This window comes from Limnohabitans rimovensis (SeqCode) (assembly GCF_965234775.1).
In the GTDB taxonomy this organism is placed as follows: Bacteria; Pseudomonadota; Gammaproteobacteria; order Burkholderiales; family Burkholderiaceae_C; genus Limnohabitans; species Limnohabitans rimovensis.
On the sequence record NZ_OZ248568.1, the window covers coordinates 139,503 to 156,311 of the forward strand.

The following is a 16,809-nucleotide window of genomic DNA, read 5'->3' on the forward strand; positions in this document are numbered from 1 at the left end:
TCAAGCCAACGCCAAAGCATCGCTGGCACAGGATACCTGTTGGCCATCCACAGCGCCGCCCAGGGTCAATGCCATTGACTGGCCTTGGCACACCAAAAACGCGGCCGCCATCAAGCCCTGGGCTTGGCATTCGCGCGCACACTCCCACCCGTTTTGCAAGGCTTGGTGCACCAAGCGGGCGGGCAACTGGGGCACATCAACGGTCACCGCCAGGTCGCCCAAATCGGTCATGTCGCGCAAGCTGTGGGCGGGTAGGCGCACGATGCCGGGGTGGTCCACGTTGACCGCATTGGCAATCATGCTGGCTGCGGCATCGGCTTGCGCAGCGGTGGCCGCAAGCACGGTCACGCTGTCGGCGATGCCAAAAGAAAAGCTGCGCCCGCGCCAGCCGCTGGTGGCCACGCCGCGCACCGGCATGGCGTGGGTGACTTCCAATGCGCCGTCCAATTGGATGTCTTGCCCCCACCCGTGCGCTGGCAAGCGCGCCAAGTCGGCATACAAACCCACGCGCGCCGACTGCCCGGGCGTGAGGTGCAGGGCAATGTCGCCGCCATTGTTGACCCAAGCGCGGGCCACGCCAGGCCGGTCGTAGCTGGCGATCAAGCTTTGCGCCACACTGCCGGCCACAGCGGCCATGGGCGTGATGAAGTGCTGCGCCGCCCACGGCAAGCAGGCCTGCCACATGCGCCGCGCCACCGCGCCATGCAGCGGGCAGGGCCGATGGGCTTGCACCGGCAAACGCAGCACCGGCCACTCTTGCATCAGCTCGTCGAGCAGGGGTACAAAACGCGCCCAAGCGCTTTCATGGGCATCCTCCACCGCCGCTGGGCCATGGGGGCCCACCGGATCGGCGCCGATCACGATGTCCATCGGGCCGTGCTGAAAGTGCCAGCGGCCATCGGGTAAAAGTTGTCGCGAAGCGGTCACGTTGCGCACCTTATCCGAGCATCGGGTCTTGCCCGAGCGGCCAGGGATTTGCAGATGGCTGTGCTTCCCACTTGAGCGCGGTGGGCGCGCCTTCGTTGTGCCAAGCGCCGTGGCGCAGCACGTCTTCCAGCGAGCGCACATGGCCCATGTGTCCACCCAGGGCTTGATAATCCGATAAGCGCATGCTGAATTCAATCGGCGCAATGATGGCCGGTGTGGGCACGGTGCCAAAGCTGTTGTCGGGCATGCGCAAGACATCGCTCATCACGGTGATGCCGCCGCCGGGCCAAACAAACGCCGGGGCCCCACCACAGGTGACATTGACCAAAGCTTGTTTGATGGCCCGGGTGAGCAGCACCGGGTTTTCTGTGACGCCAGCGCGCAAGCTGCCGCCGGCCCCGCCCAAAAACATCACGCTGCACAGCGACGGCTCGCAGTTTTCGCCAATGCGGTCCACGATGGTGCGCACCTCGGCAGGCATGTCTTGCTGCACCGCTTGCAACTGGTCGTTGAGCACATACCAAGCCGCATGCTCGCCGGTGGTGGAGGTGACCAACAAGCGCAAGCCGGGCCAAACCACTTTGGGGTCCCAGCCTTCGATGATGGACAAGGGGTCCACGATGTCGGTGCCGCCCCAACCATTGCCAGGGTTGGCCACTTGAAAGTAACGCCCGGGCGTGGACTTGCGGCCCAACACCGCAATGCCCGAGGGCCGCATGTCCAGGCAACGGCCGGCTTGGTGTTCGGTCAGCACGCCGGTGATGTGGTCATCGAGCACCAGCACCTCATCAGCCACGCCATAAAACTGCCGCGCAAAAATGCCCACCACAGCCGAGCCGCAGCCCACCCGCATGCGTTGTTCTTCCACACCATTGACGATGGGTGCGCGGCCCGCCTGAATGACCAGTTGCGCGCCGCCATCAATGGTCAACGACACCGCCTGTTTGTTGCCCAAGGCCTCCATCATCTCAACGGTGACGCGGCCTTCTTTTTTGCTGCCACCCGTCAAGTGGTGCACGCCACCCAGCGACAGCATTTGAGAGCCGTATTCGGCGGTGGTCACATGGCCCACCACTTCGCCTTTCATGCGCACATTGGCTTGCTCGGCACCCAAGTAGCGGTCGGTATCGATCTTGACCTTGAAACTGCAGTAACTGAAGATGCCCTCGGTGACCACGGTCACCATGTCCACGCCGTCCACTTTGGAAGACACGATGAAGGGGGCGGGTTTGTAATCGGGATAGGTGGTGGAAGAGCCCACGCCGGTGACAAAGACCTGGTCGGCATGGACCAGGTCGCCATTCCAGGGCGCGGGTGCGGCATCTTCGCCGCGCGCCACAAAAGGCACCAGCTGGGGCTCGGTTTGCGCGAGTTCGCGGCGCAACAGAACCACCGGATCCAAGCGCACCAGCACCCCATCGTGGTTGGCGTAGCGGTCGCAAGCGCCGACACGCCCCACCGATATTTGGCACAGCACCGGGCAGGCATTGCATTCGATTTTGACGCCGCTCATGCGCTCGTTGCGCAAATTGGCGCGCTCCTGAAACTCAGGGGCGGCGGGCGCTTCGATGCTGGGCAATCCGTCGGTTTTCGAGTGTTCCGTCATCACCGGTTTTGTTCGTCAGGGGTCTGCGATGCGCTGTTGCACACCAGCTGCAGTTTGTGTAGCATTCACCACACCAAAATGTTGCTCTCTACATGAAACATCAATATAGCGCATCCTTTTTTGCCGCGCAAGCATGGTTTTCCCAGAGGGCGCCCAGGGGTGCGGGCCGCACCGGGCACACGGGTTTTCACCACCCTTGGCGGGGCACGCCGGCGCACCCACCCGTCGCCCCCGAGACTCACGCCCACCGATTCATCGACCAATAATTCACCATGGTCACCACCGCACGCCAACCCAAAGCCCGCTTGGCCAAGCCAGCGGGCAAACGCAGCGCAGGCGTGCGCGAGCACAGCGCGCAACAGACCCGCGAGAGCATCTTGCGCGCGGCCATCAAGGTGTTTGCACAGCACGGCTATGAAGGTGGCAGCGTGGAGAAAATTTCGCGCTTGGCCAAGTCGTACGACCGGATGATTTACTACTACTTCGGCAGCAAGGAAGGCTTGTTCGTTGAAGTGTTGGAAACCATTTACCAGCGCATGAATGACGCTGAGGCTGAGTTGGCACTGGATGTGGGCCAACCACTTCTGGCCCTCGAGCAAATGGTGCACTTTGTGCTGGACTATTACCGCGCACACCCAGAGTTTGTCACCCTGCTCAACACAGAAAACCTGCACAAGGGCCGCCACATTGTCAAATCGCTGCGGGCCAAGGAATACTCCTCACCCGCGATCACCGTGATTGGCGACATCTTGCAAGCAGGCGTGCAGCAAGGGTTGATGCGTGCCGATGTGTCGCCGCGCGATGTCTATTTGCTGATTGCCGCCACTGGGTATTTTTATATGTCCAATCGCCACACCTTGACCGCCTTTTTGGGCGAGAACATCGACGCCCCGGCAGCCGTGGCGCAATGGAAACATTTTGTGCTCGACACGGTGTTTCGTGTCGTCAACCCTGCTGTTCAACCCGCTCTTTGAGGAGTCCCCCCATGGCCGACATCGCCGCCGCTGGCGCATCTGGAAAAGTCGTGATCAAGAACATTGGCCTGCTGCTGTCGGGCGATATTGATCAGCCCATCTTGCAAGCCGACACCATCGTGGTCGACAACGGCTTGATCGTTGCGGTGGGGCGTGAGAAAGATTGCGACCTGTCGAGCGCACAAACCACCATTGATGCACACCAAACCTGTGTCTGCCCCGGCCTGATCGACAGCCATGTGCACCCGGTGTTTGGCGACTGGACGCCGCGCCAAAACCAAATCGGCTGGATCGACTCGACCATGAATGGCGGCGTAACCACCATGATCTCTGCGGGCGAAGTGCATTTGCCGGGGCGGCCCAAAGACATCGTAGGCCTCAAGGCCTTGGCCATCACCGCCCAGCGCGCCTTTGACAACTTTCGCCCCGGCGGTGTGAAGGTGATGGCCGGTGCGCCGGTCATTGAAAAGGGCATGACAGAACAAGACTTCAAAGATTTGGCCGATGCGGGGGTGACGCTGTTGGGCGAAGTCGGCCTGGGCTCGGTCAAGGCCGGGTATGAAGCCAAAGAGATGGTCGCCTGGGCGCGCAAATATGGCATCCAAAGCACCATTCACACCGGCGGCCCGTCGATTCCGGGCTCGGGCATGATCGACAAAGATGTGGTGCTGGAAGCCGATGCGGATGTCATCGGTCACATCAACGGCGGCCACACCTCGCTGCCCGAAGCCCATGTGTGTGAGTTGTGCGAAAAATCATCCCGCGCCATCGAGATCGTGCACAACGGCAACGAACGCGTGGCCATCGCCGCGGCCAAAGCCGCGCTGGAACTCAAATGCCCGCACCGTGTGATTTTGGGCACCGACGGGCCGGCCGGCTCGGGCGTGCAACCCCTGGGCATCTTGCGCATGGTGGCCCTGCTCTCGAGCCTGGCCAGCATCCCCGCCGAATTGGTTTTTTGTTTCGCCACCGGCAACACCGCGCGCATTCGCCAGCTCAACTGCGGCCTGATCGAAGTCGGTCGTGCAGCCGACTTCGTGTTCATGGACCGGGCCCAACACACCGCGGGCAAAACTTTGCTCGAGAGCGTGCAATTGGGCGACATCCCCGGCATCGGCATGGTCATGATCGACGGCATCGTGCGCTGTGGGCGCAGCCGCAACACACCGCCCGCACAAGACATTCCAGAAGTCGTCAGCGGCCATTGAGCCCGCCCTAGGGGCGGCGCACCCGACCCAGGTGCGATGTTTGCCGACAGCACCGAGGTTTCACGCCCCGCTCAAGGTTTCGCGGATGCTGACACCGCACCTGCCCGCTTTTTGAAGAGCGCATGCAAGTCTTTGCGGACTTTTTCGATGTGGGCCACCAAGTGTTGGCTGGCGAGTTTGGTTTGGCCTTGTTGGCAAAGCTTCAGCAGCTGTTGGTGCTCTTTTTCTGCGCGGTCCAAGGCGCGCCCGCTGCGCATCTGAATGCGGGTGAATCGGTCGCTGGTTTGGAGCAAGGCGGCGACGATCGCATGGGTGCGCGGCAAGCGCGCATGTTTGTACAAAGCCAAGTGAAATTTGGCATTGAGCAAGCCCCAGCGCGCCACATCTTGGGTTTCGATGGCACTTTTGAATTCGGCATCCAATGCGGAAACCTCGGCAAAGTCTGCCGCCTTGAAGCGGGCAATTGATTTGACCAACAAGCGCGGCTCCAGCATCACACGCAGGTCAAAAACGTCGTCAATTTCTTCCAGAGAAAACGTGGACACGATGGCGCCTTTGTGCGGCGCGATGACCACCAAACCTTCTGATTCCAACTGAATCAAAGCTTCACGCACAGGAATGCGGCTGACCTGGAAGGTGCTGGCCAAGACGTCTTGTCGCAGCTGCTCCCCGGCGGGGTACGTGCCATTCAAGATGCCACGGCGCACCTCTTCAACGATGGCGGCAGACAAAGTGCGGTGACCCAAAGGGCTTTTCATGCGTCGATCTTAAAGGCTGAGTTGTCGATGGTGCTCTCGATTGTAGAATGTATATTCTTGCCATAGAATGCCGCTCAAGGAGATCGCGCACATGCAGCCAGCCGAAGGTTTGGGGTCGTCACCGCCATGGGTTCGGGGGGTGATTTGGCTGTCTGCCAAGTTGCTGGCCGCTGAGCGCTTGGCGGTTCCCGGCTTGATGTTTCTGATCACCGGCTTGATTTTGCTCAACGTCGTCACCCGCTACAGCGGCGTTTCTTTGTACTGGGTGGACGAGTCTGCCATTTACTCCGTGGTTTTTTTGTGCTTCATTGGCGCCTCGGCCATGACGCGTTTGCGGCTTGATTTCGCGGTCACGATGCTCACCGAGCGCTTATCCAACCAGGCCCAAAAATGGCTCAAAGTGAGCGCCACCGCCACCGTGCTCGCGTTTTCATTGGTTTTGCTTTGGTTTTGTGTCTTGTGGCTGGACCCCGTGGGCATGGCCCAGGCAGGCTTTGATGCCCGCGCATTGGCCGCGCAAACCTTCAACTTCATTTATACCGAGCGCACCCAAACCCTGAATTGGCCTGTGTGGATTTTGTATATGGTCATGCCTTGGTTTGCGCTGTCCATGGTGGTGCACAGCGCTGCCAACCTGGTCGAGGACTTGGGTCTGATTGCGCGATCCAACAACACCGCGTTTTTGAGTTCCAGCATGGAAGGCCTCAGTTGATATGTTGACCTTTGCTGTGTTCATGCTGGTGATGCTGATCGGCGTGCCGATCGGTTTGTGTTTGTGCATCGGTGGTGTGGCATTCATTGTCTCGCTCAACAACCCGGTTCTATACCAGTCCTACCCCTTGCAAATGTTTGGTGGGGTCGACAGCTACGGCTTGATCGCCATTCCGTTGTTCATCTTGATTGGCGAAATCATGAATGGCGGCGGCATCACCCAGCGCATTGTGGATTTGGCCATGGCGTTTGTCGGCTCAGTGCGCGCTGGCTTGGCCTATGTGAATATTTTGGCCAATATGTTTGTGGCCTCGATCTTGGGCTCGGCCACGGCGCAAGTGGCCATCATGTCGCAGATCATGGTGCCCGAGATGGAAAAGCAAGGTTACGAAAAGAACTTTGCCGCCGGCTTGACCGCCTATGGCGGCATGCTCGGCCCCATCATCCCGCCGTCGGTGATGTTTGTGGTTTACAGCGCCTTGGCCCAGGTGTCGGTGAGCGACATGCTGATTGCCGGTATCTTGCCGGGGGTGATTTTGACGGTGCTGTTTTTCGTCATCATCGCCGTGATGGGCTACCTGTACAACTTTCCCCGCGCACCGCATCGCACCATCAAGGAACGCCTGGCCACCGTTTTGAATGCGGCGCCCACCATGTTGATCCCCATCGTGATTGTGGGCTCCATCCTGACCGGGTTGGCCAACGCCACCGAATCTGCTGCCGTGGGTGCCGTGGCTGCGGCACTGGTAGGGCGCTACTGGACCAAAGAGTTTCAGTTCTCACGCTTGCCAGAGATGATGTTGCGGGCTGGCATTTATTCGGCCATCGTGCTTTTTTTGGTCGCAGCGGCAGCGGTGTTTTCGTGGATTTTGATTTACGGCAAAGTGCCCCAGGCCACCGCCGCCTGGGTTCAAACCGTGGCCAAAGACCCGATCACCTTCATGCTGCTGACCAATGTGATTTTGTTGATCATCGGCACGGTGATTGATGGCATCCCCGGATTGATCATGACGGTGCCGATTTTGCTGCCCCTGGCCACCGATGTGTATCACATCGACCCGCGCCATTTTGGCGTGGTGGTGGTGGTGAATTTGGTGTTGGGCTTGTTGTCACCCCCCGTGGGCTTGTGCTTTTTTGTGGCGGCGGCCATCACTGGGGCCAAGCCCGGGAAGATGTTCATGGTCACTTTGCCGTTTTTTGGCATAGCCTGTGTGCTGCTGATTTTGTTGTCCATTTATCCGTTTTTGTCCCTCGCTCTTTTGAAATAAATCCACTTCATCAACCAGGAGAACTCTCATGACCGTTTCCCGCAGAAAAGTACTGTCTTATGGCGCCGCCTTGCCGCTGGCTTTGCCCACGCTTTCTTTGGCCCAGGCCAAAGAAATTCGACTGGGCATCATCACGCCCGTGGGCCACTCTTGGAACAAAGCAGCCTTGTTGTTGGGTGAAAAATTGAAAGAGGCCACCAATGGCCGCTTGACCATGACGGTGTTCCACTCCGGCCAGTTGGGCAACGAGTCGGCCATGATGCAGCAGTTGCAGTCTGGCGCTTTGGACATGGGCTTCATTCAGGCGGCTGAGTTGGGCTCACGCGTGCCCCACATCGCTGCCATCAACGCCCCGTACTTGGTGCGCTCAACGCCAGCTGTGGCCAAGTTTGTGCGCCACCCAGAGGTGTTGAAGTTGTTCGATGTGTTGCCCAGCACCACCGGCACCATCGGTCTGGGTTGGGGCATCACCGGCATGCGGGCCATTTTTTCATCACGTGACTTGAAGTCCTTGGCCGACATCAAGGGCATGAAACTGCGCATCAACCCCACGCCGGTTTACCGCGACTTCTACCAGTTGCTGGGTGCAGCACCCACGCCGATTCCCACGCCCCAGGTGTTTGACGCCATGTCAAATGGCCAAGTGGATGGCTTGGAGGCCGACCTGGAGTTTTCTTGGAACCAGCGCTTTGACAAGGTGTCCAAAGTCATCCTGCAAATGAATGCTTTGTTCATGCCTTTTGCCGCTGTGGTGTCGGGGCGGGTGTGGCAAACATTCTCAGCGTCTGACCGAGACTTGATCACCAAAACCGTCAAAGAAGTGTTGGACATCCAAATGGACGGCATCGTCTCGACCGAGCCGGGCCTGGTGGAAAGCTTCAGAAAAGCGCCCATCCCCATCCGCCAAGTCGCGGTCAACGACACCGACGCTGTGATTGCAGCATTTGACAAGATCTGGTTACCCCAGTCCCCGGTGATCGCCAATTTGCGCAAGATTGGCGCGTCCATTTAAACCCCGCTTGCGTCTGCCCTGTTGCACCATGCACCGGGGCAGACAACTATGAGGACGTGAGCCATGAGCAAGAATGTTTTTTCCGGAATGATGCCGGCGCTGATGACGCCGTGTAAACCCGACCGCACACCCGACTTTGATGCCCTGGTGAGAAAAGGCCAAGAGTTGGTCGGTGCCGGGATGGCGGGCGTGATCTACTGCGGCTCCATGGGCGACTGGCCCTTGCTCACCGACGAGCAGCGCATGACCGGCGTTGAAGGCCTGGTCAAGGCTGGGCTGCGGGTGATCGTGGGCACGGGAGCACAAAACCCCATGCGTGCAGCCGCCCTGGCCGCACATGCCAACAAAGTGGGCGCCGCTGGTTTGATGGTGATTCCACGCGTGTTGTCGCGCGGCTCCTCCGCAGCCGCCCAATATGCGCATTTCGCCGGTATTTTGGAAGCCGGCGGCAACTTGCCCGCGGTGATTTACAACAGCCCTTATTACGGTTTCGAGACCAAGGCCGATTTGTTTTTTGCCTTGCATGACAAATACCCTCAGTTGGTGGGCTTCAAAGAGTTTGGCAGCGCCCAAGCCATGAGCTACGCTGCCGAGCACATCACCGGCAAATCAGAGAGCCTGACCTTGATGGTGGGCGTGGACACCGAGGTGTTCCATGGCTATGTGAATTGCGGTGCCAAAGGCGCCATCACTGGCATTGGCAATGTGTTGCCCAAAGAGGTGTTGCATTTGGCTTCGCTGTGCGAAAAAGCGGCGATGGGCGACGCCACAGCCAGGCAGCAAGCAATGGAGCTGGAAGGTGCATTGCGCGTGCTGTCCACCTTCGATGTGGGCGTTGATTTGGTTTTGTTCTTCAAGTACTTGATGGTGCTGGAAGGCCACCGCGAGTACGAGTTGCACTTCAACCCCACGGACAGTTTGTCAGAGAGCCAAAAGCGCTTTGCCCGTAACCAATTGGAGTTGTTCAAGCGCTGGTACGCCGCCTGGGTCAAGCATTAAAAGGCCCCCCTTCTTTTTTTCAACGCTGCCATGAAGATCACTGCCATCAAGTTTTGGAAAGTGGATTTGCCTTTGCGCGAAGGACGCTACAGCTGGTCAAACGGTAATTTTGTTGAAGTTTTCGACTCCACGGTGGTGGCCGTGGAAACCGATGCGGGCATCACCGGCTATGCCGAATGCTGTCCTTTGGGTTCGGCCTACTTGCCGGCTTATGCGCTGGGGGTTCGCAGTGGCCTGGCCGAGCTGGGGCCGAAAATGATAGGCCTGGACCCCCGTAACCTGGACATGATCAACCGACACATGGATGCGGTTTTGCGCGGCCACCCCTATGTGAAGGCTCCAATTGATATTGCGTGCTGGGACATTCTGGGCAAAGCCACTGGCTTGCCGGTTTGTCAGTTGCTGGGCGGTGCGGCACAAGAAAAGGTGGCGCTGTACCGGGCCATTTCTCAAGAAGCGCCCGAGGTCATGGCCGCCAAAATTGCCGGCTATAAAAAACAGGGCTACACGAAATTTCAGCTCAAGGTGGGCGGCAATGCCGACATGGACATTGCCCGCATCCACGAAACGCGCGCCATTCTTGCCCCCAGCGATATTTTGGTGGCCGACGCCAATACCGGCTGGACCCGTGCACAGGCCGCGCGCGTGGTCTCTGCCGTGTCAGATGTGGATGTCTACATCGAACAACCGTGCATGACCTACGAAGAATGCCTGTCTGTGCGCAAAAGGACTTCCCACCCCTTCGTGCTGGATGAGGTGATTGGGGACGCTCAATCGTTGATGACTGCCTTGGCCGACGATGCCATGGACATCATCAACCTGAAGATCAGCAAGGTGGGTGGCTTGACCAAGGCGCGCATGATGCGCGACATTTGTGTGGCCACTGGAACCCCAATGACCATCGAAGACACCTGGGGCGGCGACATCGTGACCGCCACGATCGCGCACTTGGCCCAGTCCACCCCCGAGGCGTTTTGCTTTTCCGCCACCGACTTCAACAGCTATGTGACGGTGGAAATCGCCTCGGGCGCACCCCAACGGGTGAATGGGCACATGACCACGTCCCAGGCGCCCGGCTTGGGCATTGAGCCGCGTTGGGACGTGTTGGGCCAGCCACTCGCCGTTATCCAATAAGCAGCCATGGGTGTTGGACCACGCGTCAACATGGGGCTTGCAGACCTGGAGGCTTTGGCCCTCAAGGTGTTGCTGGCGGGTGGCCTGGCTCCGCACCAAGCCCAACCGATTGCACGGTCGGTGGCACTCACAGAAGCCGCTGGTTCACCGTCCCATGGCCTGTACCGAATCAAAGGATATGTGGCCAGTGTGCGCAGCGGCCGGGTGAATGGCGCAGCCCAGCCGCAATTGCATCGGGTGGCCTCTGGGGTGGTGCGTGTGGATGGGCAAAATGGCTTTGCCCCTGCGGCCCATGCTTTGGGTGCGCCCGTTTTGATCGAGGCGGCCAAGGCCCATGGCATTGCCGCATTGGCGCTCACCAACTGCTATCACTTTTCTTCCCTGTGGCACGATCTCACGCCATTGGTGGAAGCGGGACTGACTTGTTGGGCATTCACCATCGGCCAATGCATTGTGGCCCCTCACGGCGGCAAAGAGCGCTTGATGGGCACCAACCCCATCGCCTTTGGTTGGCCCAGGGGCGAGCAAGACCCCTTTGTTTTTGACTTTGCCACCAGCGCCGTGGCGCGTGGCGAGATCGAGTTGATGGGGCACCGCGGTGAGTCCATGCCCGAAGGCTGGGGCATCGATGCACAAGGCCAGCCCACGCGCGACCCGCGGGAAGCATTGGCCGGCGCACTGCTGCCCTTTGGCGGCCACAAAGGTTCTGCGTTGTCGATGATGGTCGAACTGTTGGCCGGGCCCTTGATTGGTGAACCCACCAGCCGGGCGGCAGCTCGCTTGGACAATGGCGACGGCGGCCCGCCATTGGGTGGCGAGTTGTTGTTGGCCATCGACCCAGCTGTGTTTGGGCTGGGTATGGGCCACCCTTGGCTGGAACAGGCCGAGGTTTTTTTGACCGAGGCGCGCAACCAACCCGGCGTTCGTTTGCCGTCCGACCGCCGACACGCGGCCTTGGCACACAGCCAACGCTTTGGGGTCGACATTGCCCAGTCATTATTGGATGAACTGGCTGCTTTGGCGCCGTGACAGGGCGGTCCGGCCCTTGGATTACCATCCGCCCCATGCAACCATTCCATCTGGCCTTTCCCGTCACGTCTTTGGCCAAGGCGCGTGCTTTTTATGGCGAGTTGTTGGGCTGCCCGGAAGGGCGCTCATCGGACGAATGGGTGGACTTCAATTTTTATGGGCATCAAATCGTCGCGCATTTGAGCCCCAACGAGGCCGGCCACCACAACACCAGTGCCGTCGATGGCGACAACGTGCCGGTGCGCCATTTCGGCATGGTGCTCGACATGCCCGAATGGGAGCGCATGGCCGCCAAGCTCAAAGCCGCACACATCGCATTTGTGATTGAGCCGCACATCCGCTTCAAGGGCCAAGTGGGGGAGCAAGCGACCATGTTCTTTTTGGACCCGTGCGGCAATGCCGTCGAGTTCAAGGCCTTTGCCGATCCGTCTCGGCTGTTTGCCAAATAAGCTGCGCACCCCCGTCGCTGAAGCGGGCCTGACGCCCGCTTAAAGTAGACCGCAAACCTTTGTTTGTTTCTTTTGGGAGGTTTCCATGTGCAGATGGGTTGCCTATGCAGGTCCAGAGATTTACCTGGAAGACTTGATCTTTCACCAAGAGCATTCGATCGTCCAGCAAAGCCTGGCAGCCACCCAATCGGCCTGGGTGACCAATGGGGATGGCTTTGGTGTGGCGTGGTACACCCAGCGCACCACCCCAGGCTTGTTCAAAGACATCCTCCCGGCTTGGAACGACAGCAACTTGCGCTCCTTGGCCGCGCATGTTCAGGCGAAACTTTTTTTCGCGCATGTGCGGGCCACCACGGGCACAGCTATCTCCAGAACCAATTGCCACCCCTTCATTTGGAAAAACTGGACCTTCATGCACAACGGCAAAGTGGGCAACTGGCAGCACTGCCGCAAAGATGTGGAAGACTTGATCGACCATGTGCACTACCCACACCGCGAAGGCACCACCGACAGCGAGGCCTTGTTTTTGGTGGCGCTGAGCAAGGGCTTGGTGCACGACCCGATCGGTGCGATGGCGCAAACCTTGCGGGATGTCTCGCGCATCATGGACCAACACCATGCCGATGAGCCCATGCGCATTTCCTGTGCCTTGACCAATGGCCACGACATCTGGGCCTTTCGCTACTCCAGCGATGACCAATCGCCCAGCATGTACTTTGGCGCACCCCACACCCGCGCATCAGCGCCGGGCACCAACCCCATCAACACGATTGCGTCGGAGCCCTCGGACTCGAATGCCGCGCATTGGTTCAAGGTCGATGAGCGCCGTGGTGTGCATTGGACGCCCCAGGGCCTGGAAGACTTCCAATTCTCTGTGTGACCGCCGCCACCGCTGCGCGGGCGTGACGCTCGGCAGCGCAGCAGCCCACGTGGGCTGGGTTCAGCCCCCATCACCCCGCTGGCGTCAAGGTCTGCGCGGAGCCGCTTGGATGGCAGCCCACAACTTGGCCGGTGTGAACGGCATGTCCATGGGTGGCGCGCCCACCTGACGCAGCGCATCCGTGACCGCGTTGGCCAAGGCCGGCAATGAACCCGAACAACCCGACTCGCCCACCCCTTTGGCGCCCAGCAAATTGAGGTCGGTGTGCACCGCATGGGTCTCGTGGTGAAAGTGGCGCAGCAAACCACCCGCGCGGGGCATGGGGTAGTCCATGTATGAGCCGGTCAACAGCTGCCCGGTTTCGCGGTCGTAAATGACGTGCTCGCCAAAGGCCTGGCCCATGCCTTGCACCACACCACCATGCACCTGGCCCAACACCTGTTCGGGGGAGATGACCTGGCCCACATCGTCCACCGCCCAATAGTGCGACACCTCGGCCACACCAGTGGCGATGTTGATTTCCACCTCAGCGATGTGGCAGCCATTGGGAAAGGTCGCGCCCGAGGCCGCTTCACCCACCGCTTGCACCTGCGCGGCTTGTGCGCCCAAACTGGCGATCCAATCGGCAAAGCGCAAACTGCGTTTGGCGCCGCTCAACTCTTGCCACTCGCCCTTGGCATGGCCGATGTCGGCGGGGGCACACGCCCACAAAGCCGCAATGGCCGGCTTGGCTTGGTCCATGAATTGTTGGCACAGGTTTTTGATGGCGCTGCCCGCACCGTACAAGGTGCGCGAGCCGCCGGTGCTGTTGCCGACCAAGCCTTTTTCCGGCTCTCCGGCCAGGTAGCGCACGGCACTGGCAGATAGGCCGATTTCGTTTTGCACGATTTGCGCAAAACTGGTTTCGTGGCCTTGGCCAGACGCACCGGTCAAGGCGCGCAATGTCAACACGCCTTGGGCATCAAAACTGCCGCGCACCTGGTCTTTGGCCGCGCCACCGGGGCCCGAGGCCTCCAAGTAGTAAGCCAACCCACGCCCCAGCAAGCAGCCGCGTTGCAACGCGGCGGCGCGGCGCTGGGCCAAGCCTTGGGGCTCGCTCATGCCGATGGCGTGGTCCATCACCGCCTCAAAATGGCCGCTGTCGTACACGGTTTGGTTCGCCGTGGTGTAGGGAAAGGCTTGGGGCGCAATGAAGTTTTTGCGCCGAATCGCCACCCCGTCGAGGCCATGCTGTTGTGCGGCATGGTCGATCAAGCGGTCAATGGCATAGGCAATGTCGGGTCGTCCCGCCCCCCGATACGCCGACACCGGCACGGTGTTGGTGAAGTAAATGTGCGCAGACATGTGCAAGGCCGGCACGTGGTAGGCCCCGCCCATGGTGATCGACAGGTTGCGCGCCCCAATGTGGGTGCTGAAGTAGGCGTTGTAGGCGCCAACATCGACCTGGTTTTCAAAGCGCATGGCCAAAATGTGGCCTTGTGCGTCCAAGGCAATGTGCCCATGCAAAAGCAGCGCACGGCCGTGCCAGTCGCTGACAAAAATCTCTGAGCGCGAACCCACCCAACGCACCGGTCGCTTGAGCAAGCGCGTGGACAGCATCACCAAGGGGTGTTCGCTGTAGGCCGTGGCGCGAAGCCCAAACGAGCCGCCCACATCGTGGGTGTGGACCTCCATGCTTTCAGGGGACCAGCGCGTGATGTGCGCCAAAAAGCCCGCCATGCCACCCACCCCTTGGGTGGGGGTGTGCACATGGGTGACGCCCTTGGCCTCATCGTGCCAGGCCCACACCGCGCGCGGCTCCATGGGCGAGCCCACCAAACGCTGGCTGTCAACGGCAATGTCGCTGACAAAGTGCGCTTGGGCAAACGCCGCATCCACGGCGGCGCGGTCGCCCGCCTCAAATTTCACCGAGGTGTTGCCGGGCGCTTGCGGGTGCAGCTGCACCGCGCCAGGCGCTGTGGCATCGACATAAGTGACCACCGCGTCGAGGGTGTCGTAATCAATTTGCGCCAGCTCGGCCGCGTCTTGCGCTTGCAAGGCGGTGTCGGCCACCACCCAAGCCACCGGTTGACCCACATACAACACCTTGTCCCGCGCCAACACCGGCATGGTGCACACGGTTTGGGGCTGGCCTTGTGGGCCATTGACCTGCGCCACATTGGGCAAGTCGGCAAAGCCCGCGTCCTGGATGTCTTGTGCGGTCAACACCTGGTGCACACCAGCTGCGCTGCGCACCGCGCTCAGGTCCATGTGGGCAATGCGGGCATGGGCATGGGGTGAGCGAATCACATAAGCATGCAACAAGCCCACCGCTTGCGCGTCGGCGCTGAATTGACCGGTGCCGGTGATCAGGCGTTGGTCTTCTTTGCGCAACAGCTGGGCAGACAGGGGTGCATTCATGGCGCCTCTCCTTGCATCACTTGGCTGGCTTGTTGCACGGCGCGGATGATGTTGACATAGCCGGTGCAGCGGCATAGGTTGCCCGACAAACCTTCGGCAATTTCATCCGGTGTGGGTGTGGGGTTGCGGCGCAACAAGTCCACCGAGGCCATCACCATGCCCGGGGTGCAAAAGCCGCATTGCAAGCCGTGGCACCGCGAAAACGCTTGCTGCACCGGGTGCAATCCATTGGCCCCCAAACCTTCGATGGTGGTGACGGTGCAGCCATCGGCTTGCATCGCCAGCATGGTGCAGGACTTGACCGCTTGGCCGTCCACATGCACGGTGCAACAACCGCATTGCGTGGTGTCGCAGCCCACATGGGTGCCGGTCATGCCAAAGGTGTCGCGCAGCAAGTCGGCCAACAAGGTGCGCTCGGGCACGTCAGCGCTGCGGGGGGTGCCATTCAAGGTGAGGTTGAGTTTCATGCGGGGTGTGGCGTGGCTGGGCCACGCGGGTTGGGGTTAGGTGAGCGATTGGCGGGCTTGCGCCAACATTTGCAGGGCCAAGTGGGTGCGGTAGGCGGCGGGCGCGTGCACGTCGTCGATCACGTCATCGCGCTGCAAGGCTGGCGGTTGCGCGCCTTGTGCCAAGGCCTGTTCGGCCTCGTGCCAGCGAAACACGCCATTGGCCACGCCCGTGACCGCGACGCGCCAGCCGCCGTTCGCTTCGCCAGCTGCGGCGTATTGCGCCACAAACACACCGGCCATCGCATAGCCCGATGCCGGGTGTTTGAACTTGGCATAAGCACAGCGTTGCGGGGTGCCAAAGCGCACGCCGGTGATGACTTCGTCGCTGTGCAAGGCGGTGGCAAACATGCCCAGAAAAAAATCGTCGGCTTCGATGGTGCGTCGATCGGTGATGATTTCCGCTTGCAACGCCAGGGCCGCGGATGGGTAGTCGGCGCTGGGGTCGTTGTTGGCCAAGGAGCCACCCAAGGTGCCGCGCGCGCGCACCTGCGGGTCGCCAATCAAGCCGGCCAGCGTGGTGAGGCCTGGCATGGCTTTGTGCAAACCCGGGTGGGCCGCCACGTCTTGGTGCTTGGTGGCCGCGCCCACCCACCAGTGGTCGCCCTCTTGGCGCACACCGGTCATCTCGGGCAAACGGGCCACGTCGATCAGTGCCGATGGTGCGGTCAAGCGGTGTTTCATCGATGGCAGCAAAGTCATGCCGCCCGACAAGACCTTGGCCGAGTCATCGGCGCTCAAGGCCGCGCTGGCCGCGCCCACCGATTCGGCGCGCTGGTATTTGAATGCGTACACGGGAAAATCCTCCAAAACACCGGGTTTCCGGCGCAGCCTGCAATCTACCCTAAATGCCACAGGGCTTGCGAACCTGGGTGACGCGGCACGCACTTGACGCAGGGATATGTCTGAGTCCTTGCGCGCCGCCATCCAGCCGGTGGCGTCACGGCG

General features: G+C 60.5%; 16 protein-coding genes. 10 read left to right on the top strand and 6 right to left on the bottom strand.

Translation table 11 applies throughout. From position 1 onward, the window contains the following. Together AC8GFZ_RS13665 and AC8GFZ_RS13670 are read right to left on the bottom strand one after the other, a co-directional pair. Positions 1-927 carry a UPF0280 family protein gene (locus tag AC8GFZ_RS13665; protein WP_506645457.1) on the bottom strand — a complete coding sequence of 309 codons (927 nt, stop codon included), beginning with the start codon at positions 925-927 and terminating at the stop codon, positions 1-3. Positions 928-937: 10 nt separating this feature from the next. Then, positions 938-2,533 carry a 6-hydroxynicotinate reductase gene (locus tag AC8GFZ_RS13670; protein ID WP_506645458.1) on the bottom strand — a complete coding sequence of 532 codons (1,596 nt, stop codon included), beginning with the start codon at positions 2,531-2,533 and terminating at the stop codon, positions 938-940. A gap of 272 nt (positions 2,534-2,805) precedes the next feature. On the opposite strand from AC8GFZ_RS13670, the gene AC8GFZ_RS13675 reads away from it, so the two are divergent. Beyond that, positions 2,806-3,507 (top strand): TetR family transcriptional regulator, encoded by a 702-nt coding sequence (locus AC8GFZ_RS13675; RefSeq protein ID WP_506645459.1) that lies wholly within the window; start codon positions 2,806-2,808, stop codon positions 3,505-3,507. An 11-nt stretch (positions 3,508-3,518) separates the two neighbouring features. Beyond that, entirely contained in the window at positions 3,519-4,715 is a 1,197-nt protein-coding gene (locus tag AC8GFZ_RS13680) for an amidohydrolase family protein (RefSeq protein ID WP_506645460.1), read from the top strand. 71 nt (positions 4,716-4,786) lie between these two features. Here the strand turns inward: AC8GFZ_RS13680 and AC8GFZ_RS13685 are convergent, their stop codons facing one another. Continuing rightward, positions 4,787-5,473 carry a GntR family transcriptional regulator gene (locus AC8GFZ_RS13685; RefSeq protein WP_506645461.1) on the bottom strand — a complete coding sequence of 229 codons (687 nt, stop codon included), beginning with the start codon at positions 5,471-5,473 and terminating at the stop codon, positions 4,787-4,789. A 91-nt stretch (positions 5,474-5,564) separates the two neighbouring features. On the opposite strand from AC8GFZ_RS13685, the gene AC8GFZ_RS13690 reads away from it, so the two are divergent. The 8 genes from AC8GFZ_RS13690 (at position 5,565) to AC8GFZ_RS13725 (ending at position 12,955) form a co-directional block, all read left to right on the top strand. Next, positions 5,565-6,185 (top strand): TRAP transporter small permease, encoded by a 621-nt coding sequence (locus AC8GFZ_RS13690; RefSeq protein WP_506645462.1) that lies wholly within the window; start codon positions 5,565-5,567, stop codon positions 6,183-6,185. Position 6,186: 1 nt separating this feature from the next. After that, entirely contained in the window at positions 6,187-7,452 is a 1,266-nt protein-coding gene (locus AC8GFZ_RS13695; protein WP_506645463.1) for a TRAP transporter large permease, read from the top strand. Between the two features lie 28 nt (positions 7,453-7,480). Then, the gene (locus AC8GFZ_RS13700; protein WP_506645464.1) at positions 7,481-8,464 is read left to right on the top strand and encodes a TRAP transporter substrate-binding protein; all 984 of its coding nucleotides are present in this window, start codon (positions 7,481-7,483) and stop codon (positions 8,462-8,464) included. Between the two features lie 63 nt (positions 8,465-8,527). After that, positions 8,528-9,463: a dihydrodipicolinate synthase family protein gene (locus AC8GFZ_RS13705; RefSeq protein ID WP_506645465.1), complete on the top strand. Its 936-nt coding sequence runs from the start codon at positions 8,528-8,530 to the stop codon at positions 9,461-9,463. A 30-nt stretch (positions 9,464-9,493) separates the two neighbouring features. After that, positions 9,494-10,597 (top strand): cis-3-hydroxy-L-proline dehydratase, encoded by a 1,104-nt coding sequence (locus AC8GFZ_RS13710; RefSeq protein ID WP_506645466.1) that lies wholly within the window; start codon positions 9,494-9,496, stop codon positions 10,595-10,597. A 6-nt stretch (positions 10,598-10,603) separates the two neighbouring features. Next, the gene (locus AC8GFZ_RS13715) at positions 10,604-11,626 is read left to right on the top strand and encodes an Ldh family oxidoreductase (RefSeq protein WP_506645467.1); all 1,023 of its coding nucleotides are present in this window, start codon (positions 10,604-10,606) and stop codon (positions 11,624-11,626) included. A 35-nt stretch (positions 11,627-11,661) separates the two neighbouring features. After that, the gene (locus tag AC8GFZ_RS13720) at positions 11,662-12,075 is read left to right on the top strand and encodes a VOC family protein (RefSeq protein WP_506645468.1); all 414 of its coding nucleotides are present in this window, start codon (positions 11,662-11,664) and stop codon (positions 12,073-12,075) included. Between the two features lie 85 nt (positions 12,076-12,160). After that, on the top strand, positions 12,161-12,955 hold the full coding sequence (locus AC8GFZ_RS13725) for a class II glutamine amidotransferase (protein ID WP_506645469.1): 795 nt from the start codon (positions 12,161-12,163) through the stop codon (positions 12,953-12,955). Between the two features lie 84 nt (positions 12,956-13,039). On the opposite strand, the gene AC8GFZ_RS13730 is transcribed toward AC8GFZ_RS13725, so the two are convergent. Genes AC8GFZ_RS13730 through AC8GFZ_RS13740 form a run of 3 tightly spaced genes read right to left on the bottom strand, consistent with a single transcriptional unit; the run spans position 13,040 to position 16,656 of the window. After that, the gene (locus AC8GFZ_RS13730) at positions 13,040-15,355 is read right to left on the bottom strand and encodes a xanthine dehydrogenase family protein molybdopterin-binding subunit (RefSeq protein ID WP_506645470.1); all 2,316 of its coding nucleotides are present in this window, start codon (positions 15,353-15,355) and stop codon (positions 13,040-13,042) included. Further along, on the bottom strand, positions 15,352-15,822 hold the full coding sequence (locus AC8GFZ_RS13735) for a (2Fe-2S)-binding protein (protein WP_506645471.1): 471 nt from the start codon (positions 15,820-15,822) through the stop codon (positions 15,352-15,354). The genes AC8GFZ_RS13730 and AC8GFZ_RS13735 overlap by 4 nt, the downstream gene beginning before the upstream one ends. Positions 15,823-15,858: 36 nt before the next feature. After that, positions 15,859-16,656 carry an FAD binding domain-containing protein gene (locus AC8GFZ_RS13740; protein WP_506645472.1) on the bottom strand — a complete coding sequence of 266 codons (798 nt, stop codon included), beginning with the start codon at positions 16,654-16,656 and terminating at the stop codon, positions 15,859-15,861. Positions 16,657-16,809: the final 153 nt, after the last annotated feature.